Annotated in this window: 15 protein-coding genes and 1 tRNA gene; 1 reads left to right on the top strand and 15 read right to left on the bottom strand. The window is 67.0% G+C overall.

Annotation, left to right across the window (positions count from 1 at the left end; translation table 11 throughout):
• Nucleotides 1-78: 78 nt before the first annotated feature.
• The 3 genes from A9O67_RS09890 to A9O67_RS09900 form a co-directional block, all read right to left on the bottom strand.
• Nucleotides 79-2,961, bottom strand: coding sequence for a 2-oxoglutarate dehydrogenase E1 component (locus A9O67_RS09890; protein WP_068609667.1), 2,883 nt, complete (start codon nt 2,959-2,961; stop codon nt 79-81).
• A gap of 168 nt (nt 2,962-3,129) precedes the next feature.
• Nucleotides 3,130-3,495 carry an ArsR/SmtB family transcription factor gene (locus A9O67_RS09895; protein WP_068609669.1) on the bottom strand — a complete coding sequence of 122 codons (366 nt, stop codon included), beginning with the start codon at nt 3,493-3,495 and terminating at the stop codon, nt 3,130-3,132.
• A 73-nt stretch (nt 3,496-3,568) separates the two neighbouring features.
• A complete protein-coding gene (locus A9O67_RS09900; protein ID WP_068609671.1) occupies nt 3,569-5,473 on the bottom strand; it encodes a propionate--CoA ligase in 1,905 nt (634 codons plus the stop codon).
• A 145-nt stretch (nt 5,474-5,618) separates the two neighbouring features.
• Here A9O67_RS09900 and A9O67_RS09905 point away from each other — a divergent pair, with 145 nt between their 5' ends.
• Entirely contained in the window at nt 5,619-5,831 is a 213-nt protein-coding gene (locus A9O67_RS09905; RefSeq protein ID WP_231960302.1) for a putative motility protein, read from the top strand.
• A 69-nt stretch (nt 5,832-5,900) separates the two neighbouring features.
• On the opposite strand, the gene A9O67_RS09910 is transcribed toward A9O67_RS09905, so the two are convergent.
• From A9O67_RS09910 to uvrB, 12 genes are all read right to left on the bottom strand, one after another.
• A tRNA-Val gene (locus A9O67_RS09910) sits at nt 5,901-5,975 on the bottom strand.
• Nucleotides 5,976-6,019: 44 nt separating this feature from the next.
• A complete protein-coding gene (gene dnaQ, locus A9O67_RS09915) occupies nt 6,020-6,748 on the bottom strand; it encodes a DNA polymerase III subunit epsilon (protein WP_068609675.1) in 729 nt (242 codons plus the stop codon).
• Nucleotides 6,749-6,759: 11 nt separating this feature from the next.
• Nucleotides 6,760-7,098: an ISC system 2Fe-2S type ferredoxin gene (fdx, locus tag A9O67_RS09920; protein ID WP_068609677.1), complete on the bottom strand. Its 339-nt coding sequence runs from the start codon at nt 7,096-7,098 to the stop codon at nt 6,760-6,762.
• Nucleotides 7,099-8,994 (bottom strand): Fe-S protein assembly chaperone HscA, encoded by a 1,896-nt coding sequence (gene hscA, locus A9O67_RS09925; protein ID WP_068609679.1) that lies wholly within the window; start codon nt 8,992-8,994, stop codon nt 7,099-7,101.
• Between the two features lie 18 nt (nt 8,995-9,012).
• Nucleotides 9,013-9,516 (bottom strand): Fe-S protein assembly co-chaperone HscB, encoded by a 504-nt coding sequence (gene hscB, locus A9O67_RS09930; protein WP_231960303.1) that lies wholly within the window; start codon nt 9,514-9,516, stop codon nt 9,013-9,015.
• A 13-nt stretch (nt 9,517-9,529) separates the two neighbouring features.
• Nucleotides 9,530-9,853, bottom strand: a complete 324-nt coding sequence (iscA, locus tag A9O67_RS09935; protein ID WP_068609682.1) for an iron-sulfur cluster assembly protein IscA — start codon at nt 9,851-9,853, stop codon at nt 9,530-9,532.
• A gap of 41 nt (nt 9,854-9,894) precedes the next feature.
• Nucleotides 9,895-10,287 carry a Fe-S cluster assembly scaffold IscU gene (iscU, locus tag A9O67_RS09940; RefSeq protein ID WP_068609683.1) on the bottom strand — a complete coding sequence of 131 codons (393 nt, stop codon included), beginning with the start codon at nt 10,285-10,287 and terminating at the stop codon, nt 9,895-9,897.
• A gap of 31 nt (nt 10,288-10,318) precedes the next feature.
• Nucleotides 10,319-11,539, bottom strand: a complete 1,221-nt coding sequence (locus tag A9O67_RS09945) for an IscS subfamily cysteine desulfurase (protein ID WP_068609684.1) — start codon at nt 11,537-11,539, stop codon at nt 10,319-10,321.
• Nucleotides 11,540-11,570: 31 nt separating this feature from the next.
• Nucleotides 11,571-12,101: a Fe-S cluster assembly transcriptional regulator IscR gene (gene iscR / locus A9O67_RS09950; protein WP_068609686.1), complete on the bottom strand. Its 531-nt coding sequence runs from the start codon at nt 12,099-12,101 to the stop codon at nt 11,571-11,573.
• 103 nt (nt 12,102-12,204) lie between these two features.
• The gene (locus A9O67_RS09955; RefSeq protein ID WP_068609688.1) at nt 12,205-14,151 is read right to left on the bottom strand and encodes a sensor histidine kinase; all 1,947 of its coding nucleotides are present in this window, start codon (nt 14,149-14,151) and stop codon (nt 12,205-12,207) included.
• Entirely contained in the window at nt 14,148-14,813 is a 666-nt protein-coding gene (locus tag A9O67_RS09960; protein WP_068609690.1) for a LuxR C-terminal-related transcriptional regulator, read from the bottom strand. Before A9O67_RS09960 ends, A9O67_RS09955 begins: the two co-directional genes overlap by 4 nt.
• 61 nt (nt 14,814-14,874) lie before the next feature.
• Nucleotides 14,875-16,977 (bottom strand): excinuclease ABC subunit UvrB, encoded by a 2,103-nt coding sequence (gene uvrB / locus A9O67_RS09965; RefSeq protein ID WP_068609694.1) that lies wholly within the window; start codon nt 16,975-16,977, stop codon nt 14,875-14,877.
• Between the last annotated feature and the right edge of the window lie 22 nt (nt 16,978-16,999).

Below are 16,999 nucleotides of genomic sequence, written 5' to 3' on the forward strand. Positions count from 1 at the left end.
TTCTTCCTCAACGAATGCGTAAAAAAGGGGCGACAAAGCCCGCGCGCGGCGCCCACGCCCGCGCGGACCGCTCTCGTCTTACTTGGTCAGGATGAAGCCCTTGAGCCGGCCGAAGGCGGCCTCGACCAGCGCCTTCTGCTGCTCTTGGTGCAGGTGCGCATAGCCCACCGCCGGCGAGGCGGATGCCGCGCGACCGGCGTAGCCCAGGCGTTGCCCGTCCAGCATGTTCTCGTGGATGTTGTGCTGCACGAAGAACCAGGGACCCTGGTTCTGCGGCTCGTCCTGGCACCACACGATGTCGGTGGCGTTGGGGTAGCGCTTCATCTCGGCCGCAAAGGCCTTGTGCGGGAACGGATAGAGCTGCTCGATGCGCACGATGGCGACATCGTCGGCCCCCTTTTCCTCGCGCTTCTTCGCGAGGTCGTAATACACCTTGCCCGAGCAGACGATGACCCGCTTGACACGCTGCGCGTTCTTGACGACGTCGGCGTTTTGCTCCGGGATGATGGTCTGGAAGCCGCCCTTGGTGAACTCGGACAGCGGCGAGGTGGCGTCCTTGTTGCGCAGCAGCGACTTCGGTGTGAAGACGATGAGCGGCTTGCGCAGGTTGCGCACCATCTGGCGGCGCAGCACATGGAAGATCTGGCTGGCCGTCGTGGGCTGGACCACCTGCATGTTGGTGTCGGCTGCGAGCTGCATGAAGCGCTCGATGCGCGCCGAGCTGTGCTCCGGCCCCTGCCCCTCGTAGCCATGCGGCAGGAACAGCGTGATGCCGTTGACGCGGCCCCACTTGACCTCGCCGGAGGCGATGAACTGGTCGATCACCACCTGCGCGCCGTTGGCAAAGTCACCGAACTGCGCCTCCCAGATCACCAGGGTGTTGGGATCGCTCGACGCATAGCCGTATTCGAAGCCCAGCACCGCCTCCTCCGACAGGATGGAGTCGATGACGGTGAACGGGGCCTGGTTCTCCGCGACGTTTTGCAGCGGGATGTAGGTGCCGACGTCCCACTTCTCGCGGTTCTGGTCGTGGATGACGGCATGGCGGTGGGTGAAGGTGCCACGGCCGCAGTCCTCGCCGGACAGGCGCACGCCGTAGCCGCTGGCCACCAGCGAGGCAAACGCCATGTGCTCGCCCATGCCCCAGTCCACGTTGATCTCGCCGCGGCCCATCGCCGCGCGGTCGGCCAGCACCTTCTTGACCAGCTGGTGCGGGGTGATGTTGTCCGGCACCGTGGTGATGCGCTCGGCCAGCCGCTTCCACTCGGCCAGCGGAATGGCCGTGTCGGCCACGTCGGTCCACTTCTTGCCCAGGAACGGCGCCCAGTCGACCGCGTATTTGCTCTTGTAGTTGGTGAGCACCGGATCGACGGTGCGGCGCCCCTCGTCCAGAATGGCGCGGTAGGTTTTGACCACCTCGTCCGGCCCATCCGGCGGCAGGATGCCCTGCGCCACCAGCTTGTCGCCGTAGAGCTTGCGCGTGCCGGGGTGCTGCGCGATCTTTTTGTACATCAGCGGCTGGGTCAGCGACGGCGTGTCCTGCTCGTTGTGGCCCAGCTTGCGGAAGCAGACGATGTCGATCACGACATCCTTGCGGAAGGTCTGGCGGTACTCCACCGCCAGTTGGGTGGCCAGCACGACCGCCTCCGGGTCGTCGCCGTTGACGTGCAGCACCGGCGCCTCGATCATCTTGACGACGTCGGTGCAGTACAGGGTCGAGCGGCTGTCGCGCGGGTCCGACGTGGTGAAGCCGATCTGGTTGTTGATGACGATGTGCACCGTGCCGCCGGTGTAGTAACCGCGCGTTTGCGCCAGCGCCAGCGTCTCCATGACCACGCCCTGGCCGGCAAAAGCCGCATCACCGTGCACCAGCACGGGCAGCACCTGATCGCCGGCGCGGTCGCCGCGGCGGTCCATGCGCGCGCGCACCGAGCCTTCCACCACGGGGTTGACGATTTCCAGGTGCGAGGGGTTGAACGCCAGGCTCAGGTGCACCGGGCCGCCAGGGGTGGAGACGTCCGAGCTAAAGCCCTGGTGGTACTTGACGTCACCCGCGGGCAGGTCTTCGGGCGCGGTGTGCTCGAATTCGGCGAACAGGTCTTTGGGCATCTTGCCCAGCACGTTGACCAGCACATTCAGGCGCCCACGGTGCGCCATGCCGATGACGATTTCCTGCACGCCCAGTGCACCGGCGCGCTGGATCAGCTCGTCCATCGAGGCGATAAAGCTCTCGCCGCCTTCGAGGCTGAAGCGCTTTTGACCGACGTACTTGGTGTGCAGGTAGCGCTCCAGGCCCTCGGCTTTGGTGAGGTTTTCCAGGATGTGCTTTTTCTGCTCCGCCGTGAAGCTGGGCTTGCTGCGGATGCTTTCCAGCTTTTCCTGCCACCAGCGCTTTTGCGCCATGTCGGTGATGTACATGTACTCGGCGCCCAGCGTGCCGCAGTACGTCTCGCGCAGCGCGTTGAGCAGCTCGCGCAGCGACATGGTCTCCTTGCCAAAGTAGGTGTTGGAGACGTTGAAGACGGTTTCCAGGTCGGCGTCGGTGAAGCCGTAGAACGACGGCTCCAGCTCCGGGATGTCGGGCCGCTCGGAGCGCTTCAGCGGGTCGAGGTTGGCCCAGCGCACCCCCAGGTTGCGGTAGGCGGCGATGAGTTGCTGCGTGGCGACGCGCTTGCGCCCCAGATCGGAGTCGGCCCCATACGCGGCCACCACCTGGGTGGTGCCCTGCTTGGCCATCTCGGCGAAGGCCGAGATCACCGGCATGTGCGGGATGTCGCGAGCGTCACTGCCGTCGACCGCGGGAACGTGCTGCAGCGCGTCGAAGTAGTCGCGCCAGGACTCGGGCACGCTGGTGGGGTCGGTGAGGTATTTCTCGTACATCTCCTCCACATACGGCGCGTTGCCGCCGAAGAGGTACGAGTTGCCGTTGAAGGCTTGGTAGACGCTCGTCGTCTCGCTCATGGAATCGCTGACCTCCGTCTCCCTGCAGGAGACTTGCTGGTTGGAACAACCTTCCGCGACACGGCTGAACCGGTTGGCGGACGCGACAGTGACACTGGAAGGGCCTGTGCGGCGTGAATTGTGCCACCAAAGGCGGTGGGTGTGGGGGAAATTGCGTGCCCCCGGCGGTCAGGGACGCCGGGGCGAGAGGCGATGACTGTTGGGAACGCCCCCGGGCTCGTCCAGCTCGATGGCAATCTGGGCGCACACCGTGCGGCACAGCGCCACCGCCTGTTCGCTTTGGACGCGGTAGTAGACCTGCGTGCCTTCCTTGCGCTTGGCCAGCACGCCGGCGCGGTACAGCAAATTGAGGTGCTGCGACAGATTGGGCTGGGTGGTCTCGATTTCGGCCAGCAGCTCCGACACCGACTTCTCCTTGTCGCACAGGGCGTTGAGGATGCGCAACCGGGTCGGCGTGGAGAGAATGCCAAACAGCTCCGCCGCCAGCTCGAAGACGCGATTCTTGTCGACGTCGGCTTCGGTCAGTTGTTGCATAAGCAATGATGCAGACGGTGAGCCTGCATCATACCCACAATCCGACCGGACACCCAAGCCGACGCGCGGCCGTTCAGCCGGCGCGCATCAGGTCCCGAATCTGCTGCAGGGCGCTGGGGTCGTCCAGCGTGGTCAGGTCGCCGGGGTCTCGCCCCTCGCAGACAGCCTGGATGGCGCGGCGCAACAGCTTGCCGCTGCGCGTCTTGGGCAGCAGGTTGACGAAGCGTACACGTGCCGGCCGCGCCACTGCGCCCAGCTGTTCGTCCACCACTTTCATGATCGCGCCCTCGAGCTTGAGCTCGTCCGCCTCGGTCGCGGCCAGCGACGGATCCTTGAGGACGGCAAACGCCACGGCCACCTGGCCCTTGAGCGCGTCGGCCACGCCGACCACCGCCACTTCGGCCACGGCCGGGTGGCTGGAGATGCTCTCCTCGATCTCGCGCGTGCCGAGGCGGTGGCCGGCGACGTTGATGACGTCGTCGGTGCGGCCGAGGATGTAGTAGTAGCCGTCGGCGTCGCGTACGCCCCAGTCGAAGGTGCTGTACATCTGCCGCCCGGGGATGCTGGACCAGTAGGTCTTGACGTAGCGCGCGTCGTCGCCCCAGACGGTCTGCAGGCAGCCCGGCGGCAGCGGGTACTGCACGGCGATCACGCCCTTGCGGTCGGGCTCGTGGATCTCCTCGCCGGTGTTCTCGTCGATCAGGCGCACGTCGTAGCCGTACACCGCTTTGCCCGGCGAGCCGAACTTGGTCGGCGCGCGCTCGATGCCGTTGCAGATCGCCAGGATCGGCCAGCCGGTCTCGGTCTGCCAGTAGTTGTCGATGACCGGCTTGCCCAGCGCCTGGGCGATCCAGGTGGCGGTCGGCTCGTCCAGCGGCTCGCCAGCCAGGAACAACGCGCGCAGGCTGCTGAGGTCGTACTTGCTCAGGTGGGCCGGATCCTGTTTTTTGAGCACGCGCGCGGCGGTCGGCGCGGTGAACATGACGTTGACACGGTAGTCCTGCACCAGGCGCCACCAGATGCCGGCGTCGGGCCGGATCGGCGTGCCATCGTACATGATGGTGGCCATGCCGTTGATCAGCGGGCCGTAGATGATGTAGCTGTGGCCCACCACCCAGCCGATGTCGCTGGTGGAGAAGAACGTCTCGCCCGGGTTGGCCATGTAGATGTGGCGCATCGAGGCGGCCAGTGCCACCGCGTAGCCGCCGGTGTCGCGCTGCACGCCCTTCGGCTTGCCGGTGGTGCCGCTGGTGTACAGAATGTAACTGGGGTGGGAGCTGTCCACCCACTCGCACGGCACCTGGGCATCCAGATGCTGCTCGCGCAGCGCGGCATAGTCGACGTCGCGCCCCTCCACCGGATCCAGCGCCGCCAGCCCGCGATTGACCATCAGCACCCGCGCCGGTTTGTGGGCCGACAGGCGGATCGCCTCGTCCAGCAGATGCTTGTACGGCACCACCTTGCCGCCGCGCATGCCGGCGTCGGCGCTGATGATAACTTTGGGCGCTGCGTCGTCGATGCGGGTGGCCAGGCTGTGGCTGGCAAAGCCGCCAAACACCACCGAGTGGATGGCGCCGATGCGCACGCAGGCCAGCATCGCAAACGCCGCCTCGGGGATCATCGGCATGTAGATCAGCACGCGATCGCCTTTGCCCGCCCCCAGCGAGCGCAGGATCGCCGCCATGCGTTGCACCTCGGTGTGCAACTCGCGGTAGGTGTAGGCACGCTCGGTGTCGGTCTCGGTCGAGACGTAAATGAGCGCGTTTTGGTCGGCACGCGCAGCCAAATGCCGGTCCACCGCGTTGTGGCACAGGTTGGTCAGACCGCCCTCGAACCAGCGCGCAAACGGCGGATGGTCGGTGTTGCACACCCGATCGAACGGCCGCTGCCAGTCGATCAGGCGGGCCTGTTCGGTCCAGAAGGCGTCGCGCTCGTCGATCGAACGGCGGTAAAACGAGGCGTAATCGACGGTGCTCATGGGGGCGTCTCCTCGAAGGGGCGTCAAAAGCGAAATGTTCGCCGATTATGGAACGTCGGCTTTCGCCGGCCTGACAGGCGCGCACCCTTCTCTAATGGCCCTTGCGGTCGGGCTGCAATCGGCGTAATCTAGTGCCATGGTTAGCATGACGTCGACGCCCTCCCCCGTCACGCAAGCCGCCGCCGCGGCGAGCGGGACGCCCGGAGCCGCCCAAATCTTGGTGCTGCGCAAAGCCTTGCAACTGGAGCAGCAAGGGGCGCTGGCGCTGCTCAACGCCCTGCCCCAGCCCGCCCCGGTGGGGAGTCTGCCGCTGGCCACCAGCGGCAGTTTGGGGACACAGGTCAATGTGATGGCGTGATGTTGGCGTCGCCGCGCTGGGCGACGACCAAAAAGAAAGCGCCTCGTGAAGAGGCGCTTTGTTGACATCTGGTGGGTGATGCAGGGTTCGAACCTACGACCCCTGCCGTGTGAAGGCAGTGCTCTACCGCTGAGCTAATCACCCTGTCGATGGATGAAATTATAGCGTACTTTTCAACGCTTTCCGGCTCAGTCTTGCGGTGCCGTTTGCAGCGACTCCTCGTAGCGGCGCCAGACGGTGCGGCCTTTGGACTCCTTGTCGAGCGCGGCGAGCAGTGCGGCGTGCTCGGCCAGTTCGGCCTCGCTGGCCCGCAGCACCGGCAAATCGAAGGCGGCCAGATCGCGCCGCTCGAGCACCCCGGCGGCCCCGGCGTCGCTCTGCACCTCGATGACCAGGGACTCCTGTCCCCGGGTCATGTAGATGTACACGTCGGCAAGCAGCTCCGCGTCGAGCAGCGCGCCGTGGAGCTGGCGGCCGGAGTTGTCCACCCCCAGCCGATCGCACAGGGCATCCAGCCCGTTGCGCTTGCCCGGCCACAGCTCCTTGGCCATGACCAGGGTGTCGATCACCCCGCTGACCAGGCGCCGGGTCGGGCCCAGCCCCAGCCGCCCAAACTCCGCATCCAAAAACCCCAGATCGAAGGGCGCGTTGTGGATGATCAGCTCGGCCCCTTGCAGGTAGTCGAGCAGCTCTGCGGCGATCTCGGCAAACCGCGGCTTGTCCGCCAGAAAGTCCAGCGTGATGCCGTGCACGCGCAGGGCGTCTTCGTGGATGTCGCGTTCCGGGTTGAGGTAGAAATGCCGGTTGTTGCCGGTGAGCTGGCGGTTGACCAGTTCCACACAGCCGATTTCGATGATGCGGTCGCCGTCCTGAGGGGACAGGCCCGTGGTTTCGGTGTCGAGGACGATCTGGCGCATGGGCCGCAGCGTCAATGCCGTTCGCGGGCGTGGTTGATGGAGTAGCGCGGAATCTCGACCGTGACGTCGCGCGTGCCCAGCCGCGCCTGACAACTGAGCCGCGACTGGGGCTCCAATCCCCAGGCTTTGTCGAGCATGTCCTCCTCCTCCTCCGTCGCTTCGTTGAGCGATTCGAAACCCTGGCGCACGATGACGTGGCAGGTGGTGCAGGCGCAGCTCATTTCGCAGGCGTGCTCGATTTCGATGTCGTTGTCGAGCAGCGCTTCACACAGGCTGGTGCCGGTGGGGGCGTGCAGGGTCGCGCCCTGCGGGCAGTACTCGGGGTGGGGCAAAACGGTGATCGTGGGCATTCAGAGATTCTCCACGTGCCGGCCCGCCAGGGCCTGCGCGATGCTGCGGTTCATGCGGCGGGCGGCAAAGTCCTCGGTGCCTTTGGCCAGGGCGTCGGTCGCGGCATCGATGGCCGCGGCATCCGATCCGGCACGCGCGGATTCGACGGCCGCCATCAGGGCATGCACCGCTGCGTGTTCGTCGTCGGTGAGCAGGTCGCCGTCGGCGGCCAGGGCACTGCGGGTGGCCTCCAGCATCCGGTCGGCCTCGACACGCGCCTCGATCAGGGCGCGGGCCTGCATGTCCTGCTCGGCCGTGGCAAAGCCGTCCTGCAGCATGCGGGCGATCTGCTCGTCCGTCAGGCCGTAGGATGGTTTGACATCGATGTGGGCTTCGACACCGGTGCTTTGCTCGCGGGCGCTGACGGTCAGCAGGCCGTCGGCATCCACGGTGAAGGTGACGCGGATGCGTGCGGCCCCGGCCGCCATGGGCGGGATGCCCCGCAGCTCGAAGCGCGCCAGGCTGCGGCAATCCTGCGCCAGGTCGCGTTCGCCCTGCACGACGTGCAGCGCCAGCGCCGTCTGGCCGTCCCGGTAGGTGGTGAAGTCCTGCGCGCGGGCGGTGGGGATGGCCGTGTTGCGCGGCACGATGCGCTCGACCAGCCCGCCCATGGTTTCGATCCCCAGCGACAACGGAATGACATCGAGCAGCAGCAACTCGCCATCGGCGTCGTTGCCCGCCAGCTGGTTGGCCTGGATGGCCGCGCCGATGGCGACCACTTCGTCAGGGTTGAGGTTGATCAATGGCTCGCGGCCGAACGCCTGGGCGATGGCCCGCCGGATCACCGGCATGCGCGTCGAGCCGCCGACCAGGACGATGCCTTGCACCTCGTCGGCGGCGACGCGCGCATCGCGCAGCACCCGGCGCACGACTGCCAGGGTGCGGTCGGTCAGCGGGCGGGTCACGGCCTCGAACGCCGCCGGCGACACCGAGACCGGTACGGGCCCGGCGGCGGTGGGCACTTGCAGCGTCACCGCTTGGTCGTTGGCGCAGTCGCTCAGCGCCTCTTTGGCCCGCCGGGCTTCGGCCAGCAAAGCAGCCCGCTCCGATGCGGACAGCGCCGCCACCTGGGCCCCGGCCGCCACACGGTCCAGCGCCCAATCGGCCAGGGCACGGTCATAGTCGTCGCCCCCCAGGGCGGAGTCGCCGCCTGTAGCCACGACCTCGAACACGCCGCGCGTCAGGCGCAGCAGGGAGACGTCGAAGGTACCGCCGCCGAGGTCATACACGAGGTAGAGTCCTTCGGCGCCGTTGTCCAGCCCGTAGGCGATGGCCGCCGCCGTCGGCTCGTTGAGCAGCCGCAACACGTTGATGCCGGCCAGACGCGCCGCGTCCTTGGTGGCTTGCCGCTGGGCATCGTCGAAATAGGCCGGCACGGTGATGACCGCGCCATACAGGTCGGCATCGAACGTGTCCTCGGCCCGCTGGCGCAGGGTGGCAAGGATTTCGGCGCTGACTTCGACCGGGGTCTTGTCCCCCGCCACGGTGCGCACCACGACCCCGCCCGGCCCCTCGGCCACCTGATAGGGCAACCGCGCGGCCACTCCTTGCGCCTGAATGTCCTCCAGCGAGCGCCCCATGAGCCGCTTCACCGAGCTGATGGTGTTGGCGGGGTCGTTCACCTGGGCGGCCAGCGCTTCGTGGCCGATCTGCCGCGACGGCCGGCTGCCCTCGGGCAAATAGCGCACCACGCTGGGCAGAATCACCCGGCCCTGCGCGTCGGGCAGGCATTCGGCCACGCCGTGACGCACGGCAGCGACCAGCGAATGGGTCGTGCCCAGGTCGATGCCGACGGCGATGCGCCGCTGGTGCGGGTCGGGCGAGGCGCCCGGCTCGGAAATCTGGAGTAATGCCATGGATTCGGAAAAGGTTGTTCAGCCGTCGAGGCGCGCATGCAAGGTGTCGGCAAACCGCTCGATGAACATCAGCGCGCGCACCTGGGCCACCGCCGCCTGGGGGTCGGCACGGACGTCGATTGCATCGGCCAGGGCATCCAGCCGTTCGCGCCGCTCGGCCTCGACGGCCTGCAGCAGCGCCTCGACGTCCTCGGGCGTGCGGGCCTCGTCCAGGGCCTCGCGCCACTGCATCTGCTGCAGCAGGAAGTCCGCGGGCATGGCGGTGTTGGACTCCGCCTCGATCGGCACGCCCTGCAGCTCGCACCAGTAAGCGGCGCGGCGCAGCGGGTCGCGCAGACGCTGGTAGGCCTCATTGATCCGCACCGACCACTGCATGGCGATGCGCTGCGCCGCCGCCCCCTGGTGGGCAAATCGGTCGGGGTGCGCCAGCCGCTGCAGCTGCTTCCAGCGCGCATCCAGCGCGGCGCGGTCGAGGCGGAACCGACGCGGGACGCCGAACAGCGCGAAATCGTCGTCTTGCAACGACGCAGCGTCCTCAGACACGGAACGACTCGCCACAGCCACAGCGGTCCCGCTCGTTCGGGTTGTTGAATTTGAAGCCTTCGTTGAGCCCCTCGCGCACGAAGTCCAGTTCGGTGCCGTCGACGTAGGGCAGGCTCTTGGGATCGACCAGCACCTTGACGCCGTGGGCCTCGAACACCACGTCCTCCGGCGCCACGTCGTCGGCGTACTCCAGCTTGTACGCCAGTCCCGAGCAACCGGTGGTTTTGACGCCCAGACGCACGCCTACCCCTTTGCCCCGGCGGGCCAGGTATTTGGTGACGTGCCGGGCGGCGGCTTCGGTGATGGTGACGGCCATGGGGAGATCGAACGAACTGCGGGGTCTCGGGGGCGGTCGGCTCAGGCCGTCGCCGTGTGCTTCTTCTTGTAGTCCTCGACGGCCGCCTTGATGGCGTCCTCGGCGAGGATCGAACAGTGTATCTTGACCGGCGGCAGCGCCAGTTCCTCCGCGATCTGGCTGTTCTTGATCTGCGCCGCCTCGTCCAGCGTCTTGCCCTTGACCCACTCCGTCACCAGCGAGCTGGACGCGATGGCCGAGCCGCAGCCGTAGGTCTTGAAGCGAGCGTCCTCGATGACGCCGGTGGCGGGGTTGACCTTGATCTGCAGCTTCATGACGTCGCCGCAGGCCGGCGCGCCAACCATGCCCGTGCCGACGTTCTCGTCGCCCTTGTCGAAGCTGCCGACGTTGCGCGGGTTTTCGTAGTGGTCGATGACCTTGTCGCTGTATGCCATGGTGCGTACTCCTGGTGTGTGGGGCGTGGCGTCAGTGCGCCGCCCACTGGATGCTGTTGAGGTCGATGCCGTCTTTGTACATTTCCCACAGCGGGGAGAGTTCGCGCAGTTTTTCGACGTTGGCCTTGATGGCGGCAATCGCGTAGTCCACCTGCTCCTCGGTGGTCCAGCGGCCGATCGTCATGCGCAGGCTGCTGTGGGCCAGCTCGTCGCTGCGTCCCAGCGCGCGCAGCACATAGCTGGGCTCCAGGCTGGCGGAGGTGCAGGCCGAGCCGCTGGAAACCGCCACGCCCTTGATGCCCATGATGAGCGACTCGCCCTCGACGAAGTTGAAGCTCATGTTCAGGTTGTGCGGCACGCGCCGGGTGGGGTGGCCGTTGACGAAAGACTGCTCGATCTGGCTCAGCCCGGCGAGCAGCCGGTCGTGCAGGCGTTGGATGCGCGGCAACTCGGTGGCCATTTCGGCCTTGGCGATGGCGAACGCCTCGCCCATGCCGACGCACTGGTGCGTGGCGAGCGTTCCGGAGCGCAGGCCGCGCTCGTGGCCGCCGCCGTGCATCTGGGCCTCCAGCCGCACGCGGGGCTTGCGCCGCACGTACAGCGCACCGATGCCCTTGGGGCCGTAGGTCTTGTGCGAGGCCAGGCTCATCAGATCCACGGGCAGCGTGGCCAGGTCGATGGGCAGTTTGCCAGTGGCCTGCGCCGCATCGACGTGGAAGATGACACCCTTTTCGCGGCAGATGCGGCCGATCGCATCGATGTCCTGGATGACGCCGATTTCGTTGTTGACGAACATGACGCTGGCCAGAATCGTGTCCGGCCGGATGGCGTCACGAAAGGCGTCCAGATTCAGCAGACCGTCCTGGTCCACGTCCAGGTAGGTGACCTCGAAGCCTTCGCGCTCCAGGTGGCGGCAGGTGTCCAGCACGGCCTTGTGCTCGGTCTTGACCGTGATGATGTGCCGGCCTTTGCCCTGGTAGAAGTGGGCGGCCCCCTTGAGCGCGAGGTTGTTGGACTCGGTCGCGCCGCTGGTCCAGACGATCTCGCGCGGATCCGCGCCGATCAGATCGGCGACTTGCTCGCGGGCGGTTTCGACGGCTTTTTCCGCCTCCCAGCCCCAGGCGTGGCTGCGCGAGGCCGGGTTGCCGAAATGCTCGTACAGCCAGGGCACCATCTTGTCGACCACGCGCGGATCGACGGGCGTGGTGGCGCTGTAGTCCATGTAGACGGGGAAGTGGGAGGTACTGCTCATCGAGGGCTCCTGGAGGTCGGGTGGGGTGGCGTCACTTGGCGGCGGCCGCGAGCGCAAACACCGAATTGGGGGCGTTGACGCGGATGGGCTGCACCACCGGCGTTGGCGAAATGGCGCGTTTGATGGACGGCGGCGGCTCGACCGCCACGCCCTTGGCCAACTGATCGTCCACCAGTTTTTGCAGGGTCACGGAGCGCAGAAACTCCACCATCCGCTCGTTGAGCTCGGTCCACAGGTCGTGGGTCATGCAGCGCTGCCCATCGCCGTGGCAGTTTTCCTTGCCGCCGCATTGGGTGGCGTCGATGGGCTCGTCCACGGATAGGATGATGTCCGCCACGGTGATGTCGGAGGCGCGCCGGCCGAGGGTGTACCCACCGCCCGGGCCGCGCGTGGACTCGACCAACTGATGCCGGCGCAGGCGGCCGAACAACTGCTCCAGGTAGGACAGCGAAATGTGCTGGCGCTGGCTGATGGCCGCCAGGGTGACGGGACCGCTGGCTTGGCGCAACGCCAGATCGATCATCGCCGTGACGGCGAAGCGGCCTTTGGTGGTCAGGCGCATGGCAGACTCCTGGTGGACCCCGACGAGGCGCGGGGAGGCTTTGATTCCCGACTGTTTCGGTCGAGTATACCAAAAGTCGAACGTTTTTGTCGGGTATGCGGCCTCAAGCGCCGCGTCGCAGCCAATCGCTGTCGGATTCTGGCGTCGGGCCGTGGACGGGGAACACCAGTTCGACCCCCGTCCCGGGATGGGCGTCGTAGAAGCGCACCTCGGCGCCGATCTTGGCCGCCCGCGTCAGCACGTTGCGTAGCCCGCGGCCTTCGGTTTGGCGGGCCTGTGGCGGCGGCATGCCAACCCCGTCGTCCTCGATCGACAAAACGATGTGGTCATCGCCCAGCCAAGTGCTGACGATGATACGGCGCGCACGCGCGTGTTTGACGACGTTGGCAAGGATCTCCTGCAGGCAGCGAAACAGATGCATGACGCCGCGCGAGTCCAGCGCCTCGATGGGGGGGACATCCTGCACCTCCCAGCGCAGTTCGATGCCAGCGGCTTCGAGAGCCGGCCCAAGTCGACGGCGAAGCGTGCCGAGAATGGCGGGCAAATCCCCTTCCATCGGCTCGAAAGAGTCGAGCGTCAGCCGCAGCTCGTCCAGGGCTTGGGCGAGCATGGCCTCGATCGGGCCGCGATCCAACACGGCGCCGGCGCTGCGGACCATGTTGAGGGTTTGCACCAACTGGCTGCCCAGGCCGTCGTGCATGTCGCGCATCAGACGGCGGCGTTCCTCCTCGGCCACGCGCTGTCGTTCGGCCAACTGCAGACGCTGGAAAGCTGTACGCAGTTCGGCTTCGCGTTGCGCGACCGTCTGCGCCAGCGTGTCGTTGAGCCGGTGTACCGCGCGCGCCCATTCGGTGGCCCGATCGACCAGCACCCAACCCATGGTCAACATGAGCGCTGAGCCGCCGATCGATGTCCACCGAAGGTCGGCATCGCCGGGAAAGTTGAGCTGAACCACCAAAAAATCCCGCACCGCGGTGATCAGGGTGAACGTCGCCACCACGACGACCAGTCGGTGCTCGTCGGAAAATTGACGGCGGCGCAGGTTGTCGAAGACGGCCCATGCCAAGCTGATGCCGGCCAGGGTGGCCATGGCGCCCGCCCAAACGCGGTACAGCGAATAGTCCTGTAATAACAAAATCCAGAGCATCCAGAACGGGGCGATGGCGATGAGCGCCCAGGCGGCCAGACGAACCCAGCGCAGTCGGCGCCCGAACAATTCCTCCACCGTCAGGATGAAAAACCCCGCGTAGACGCTGAAGGACACGCGGTGGATGAAAAAATAGGTGTCGTACGGCAGCGGCAGGTCCGGCACGACCGACAACACCATCCGGACCGCGTGGGCCAAGGACGCAATGCCACCCAGCAAAAACAGGCGCTCGCGCAACGAGCGCCACATGACGAGGGCCAGAACGCCCACCAGCAGCGACACCATGGCCATCATCCAGGTGCCGGTCACCTGCCAAAAGTGCAGGGTCTGATAGCGCGGAATCAACTGGTCCGCGTCGCCGATGTGCACGGGCCACAGACCGCTGCGCTCCAGCACCTGGGCCTGTACCTGGATCGTCAGCTCGTTGTCGGGCGCCCGCTCGGCCAGCAGGCGCTCCGGCAGCAACACCAGGTGCGGAAACCAGGTCGCGTTGACCGTGCGGTCCGGGGGCGCCTCCCATCCAAAGCGGTAGATCTCCTCCCCATTGAGGAGCACCCGCATGCCCATCCCCACCCGGGGGATCAGCAGCGCCAGCCGCCGCGGCGACGGCGCCGGTTCACCGAGCGCCTGCGGCCACGGCAGGACATAGTCGACGCGATCCCACCACGCCGGCCCTTCGTCGTCCAGCACATGGGGCAGCGACACGGCGCGCGCGGGCGTCCGGGGATCGAGCGGCAGGGACGCCGTGGCGCGTTGCAGATCGAACACGCCCGGCATGGGCGCGGGCAGCGATACGCGGTACAGGATCGCCAGCAACACCAGCAGCACCCCGCCCACCCACAGCCAGACGCGCTCGCTGCGTCGGCTGCGCGGGCGCGGTGGCAGGTCGATGGGGGGACTCACAGCAGGCCCCGCGCTTGCGCGGCACGGACCACCTGCACGCGGGTGCGCACCGCCAGCTTGCGGTACAGATTTTTGATGTGGGTGCTGACCGTCGCCACACCGATGTTCAATCGCTGGGCGATTTCTTTGTTGACATAGCCTTGCGCCACGAGGTGCAGGACGTCGGTTTCCCGCTCCGAGAGCACCGGCGCGCGACCGTCCGGTCCGCCCCAGGCGTCTGCATCCGACTCGGCCGCGCGAAACTGCTTGAGCAGCATGCGCGCCAGCAGCGGAGAAATCGGCGCGCCCCCTTCGCGGATCTGCTCGATCGCCTCGATCAGCTCGCGCTCGGTACAACCCTTGAGCACATAGCCCGTGGCGCCGCGCTGCAAGGCGCGGATCAGTCGGGATTCGTCGCCGAACACGGTAAAGACCAGCAGCTCGGCGTCGGGCTTGGCGTTGGCCAGCAGCCGCAGCATGTCTTCGCCGGAGCCGTCGGGCAAGCCCAAGTCGACCAGGAAAACGTCGGCCAGGCTGTTGGGCGCCATGACTTCGGCATGGGCAACGGTGTCGGAATGCCCGACGAGGCGCCATTCGGGCCGGTGCCTCAGTGCCCCTTCGACGAAGCGCAGGATGGACCGGTCGTCCTCGATGAGGTAGAGCCGCACGATGTCGGATGACATGGGCGTTATTGTGGCGAAACCATCCGCCGCTGACCCTCCCCCAAACGGGGGAGGCCGCGCGTCACAGCCCGCCCTCTCCGCCATGCGCCCCCAGCACCCGGTCCTTGAGGCGGGCAAGCTGGTCGCGCACACGCGCCGCGGCCTCGAACTCCAGGTTGCGCGCATGCTCGAGCATCTGCTTTTCCAGCCGCTTGATCTCGCGCGCCAGGTCTTTCTCGTCCATCTCCTCGACCCAGGCGGCGGCTTCGCGCGCCTCGGCTTGGCGCTGCGCCTCCTCGGCCGCCTTGTCGCTGACGACGCCGTCGATCAGGTCCTTGATGCGCTTGGTCACCCCGCGCGGTGTCACGCCGTGGGCGGCGTTGTGTGCGAGCTGTTTGGCCCGGCGGCGCTCCGTCTCGTCGATGGCGCGGCGCATGGAGTCGGTGATGGTGTCCGCGTACAGAATGGCCATGCCGTGGAGGTTGCGAGCGGCGCGGCCGATGGTCTGGATCAGGCTGCGCTCGGCACGCAAAAAGCCCTCCTTGTCCGCGTCCAGGATGGCCACCAGCGACACCTCGGGAATGTCCAGCCCCTCGCGCAGCAGATTGATGCCCACCAGCACATCGAAGGCCCCCAGGCGCAGGTCGCGGATGATCTCGACCCGCTCGACCGTGTCCACGTCGGAGTGCAGATAGCGCACGCGCACGCCGTTTTCGGTCAGGTAGTCGGTGAGTTGTTCGGCCATGCGCTTGGTCAGCGTGGTCACCAGCACGCGCTCGTCGCGCTCCACGCGCAGGCGGATCTCCTGCAGCACATCGTCCACCTGGTGGGTGGCGGGCCGCACCTCCACCACCGGATCGACGAGGCCGGTGGGGCGCACCACCTGCTCCACCACTTGGGAGGAGCGGCGCAGCTCGTACTCCCCCGGCGTGGCCGAGACGAAGATCACCTGCCGCATGCGCTGCTCGAATTCCTCGAACTTCAGCGGCCGGTTGTCCAGCGCGCTCGGCAGGCGAAAGCCGTACTCCACCAGCGTGGTCTTGCGCGCCCGGTCGCCGTTGTACATGCCGCCCAGCTGGCCGATCATCACGTGGCTTTCGTCCAGGAACATCAGCGCGTCGCGCGGCAGGTAGTCGGTGAGCGTGCTGGGGGGCTCGCCGGGCGCGGCCCCGGACAGGTGGCGCGTGTAGTTTTCGATGCCCTTGCAGTGCCCCACCTCGACCAGCATCTCCAGGTCGAAGCGGGTGCGCTGCTCCAGCCGCTGGGCCTCGAGCAGCTTGCCCATGCCGACCAGTTCCTTCAGCCGCGCGTCCAGCTCCTGCTTGATGCCCTCCACCGCCTGCAGCACCTGCTCGCGCGGGGTCACATAGTGGCTGCTGGGGTAGATGGTGAAGCGCGGCAGCTTGTGCCGGATGCGCCCGGTCAGCGGGTCGAACAGGGCCAGCGACTCCACCTCGTCGTCGAAGAGCTCGATGCGCACCGCCAGCTCGGAATGCTCGGCGGGGAAGACGTCGATGGTGTCGCCGCGCACGCGGAACTTGCCGCGCACGAACTCCTGCTCGTTGCGCTGGTACTGCATGCGCACCAGTTGCGCGATGATGTCGCGCTGCCCCAGCCGATCGCCGGTGCGCAGCGTCAGGATCATGCGGTGGTAGTTCTCGGGCTTGCCGATGCCGTAAATGGCACTGACGGTGGCGACGATGACGACGTCGCGCCGCTCCAGCAGGCTTTTGGTGCAGGACAGGCGCATCTGCTCGATGTGCTCGTTGATGGCGCTGTCTTTCTCGATGTAGAGATCCCGCTGCGGCACGTAGGCCTCGGGCTGGTAGTAGTCGTAATAGCTGACAAAGTATTCGACCGCGTTCTTGGGAAAGAACTCGCGGAACTCGCTGTAGAGCTGCGCCGCGAGCGTCTTGTTGGGGGCGAACACGATGGCCGGCCGCCCCAGCCGAGCGATCACATTGGCCATCGTGAACGTCTTGCCCGATCCGGTCACGCCCAGCAGCGTCTGAAAGGCCTCGCCGTCCTGCACGCCCTCGACCAGCCGTGCGATCGCCTCCGGCTGGTCGCCGGCCGGCGGATAGGGCTGATACAGCTCGAACGGCGAGCCGGGAAAGGTCACGAACGCCCCAGGGGTGGCATGGCCGTCCTGGGGGGCGGTGGGGACGATCGTCTCGGTGGTCATGGCGGCGGGCCGCGGGCAGGCC

This window comes from Tepidimonas fonticaldi (assembly GCF_001675355.1).
Classification (GTDB): Bacteria; Pseudomonadota; Gammaproteobacteria; order Burkholderiales; family Burkholderiaceae_C; genus Tepidimonas; species Tepidimonas fonticaldi.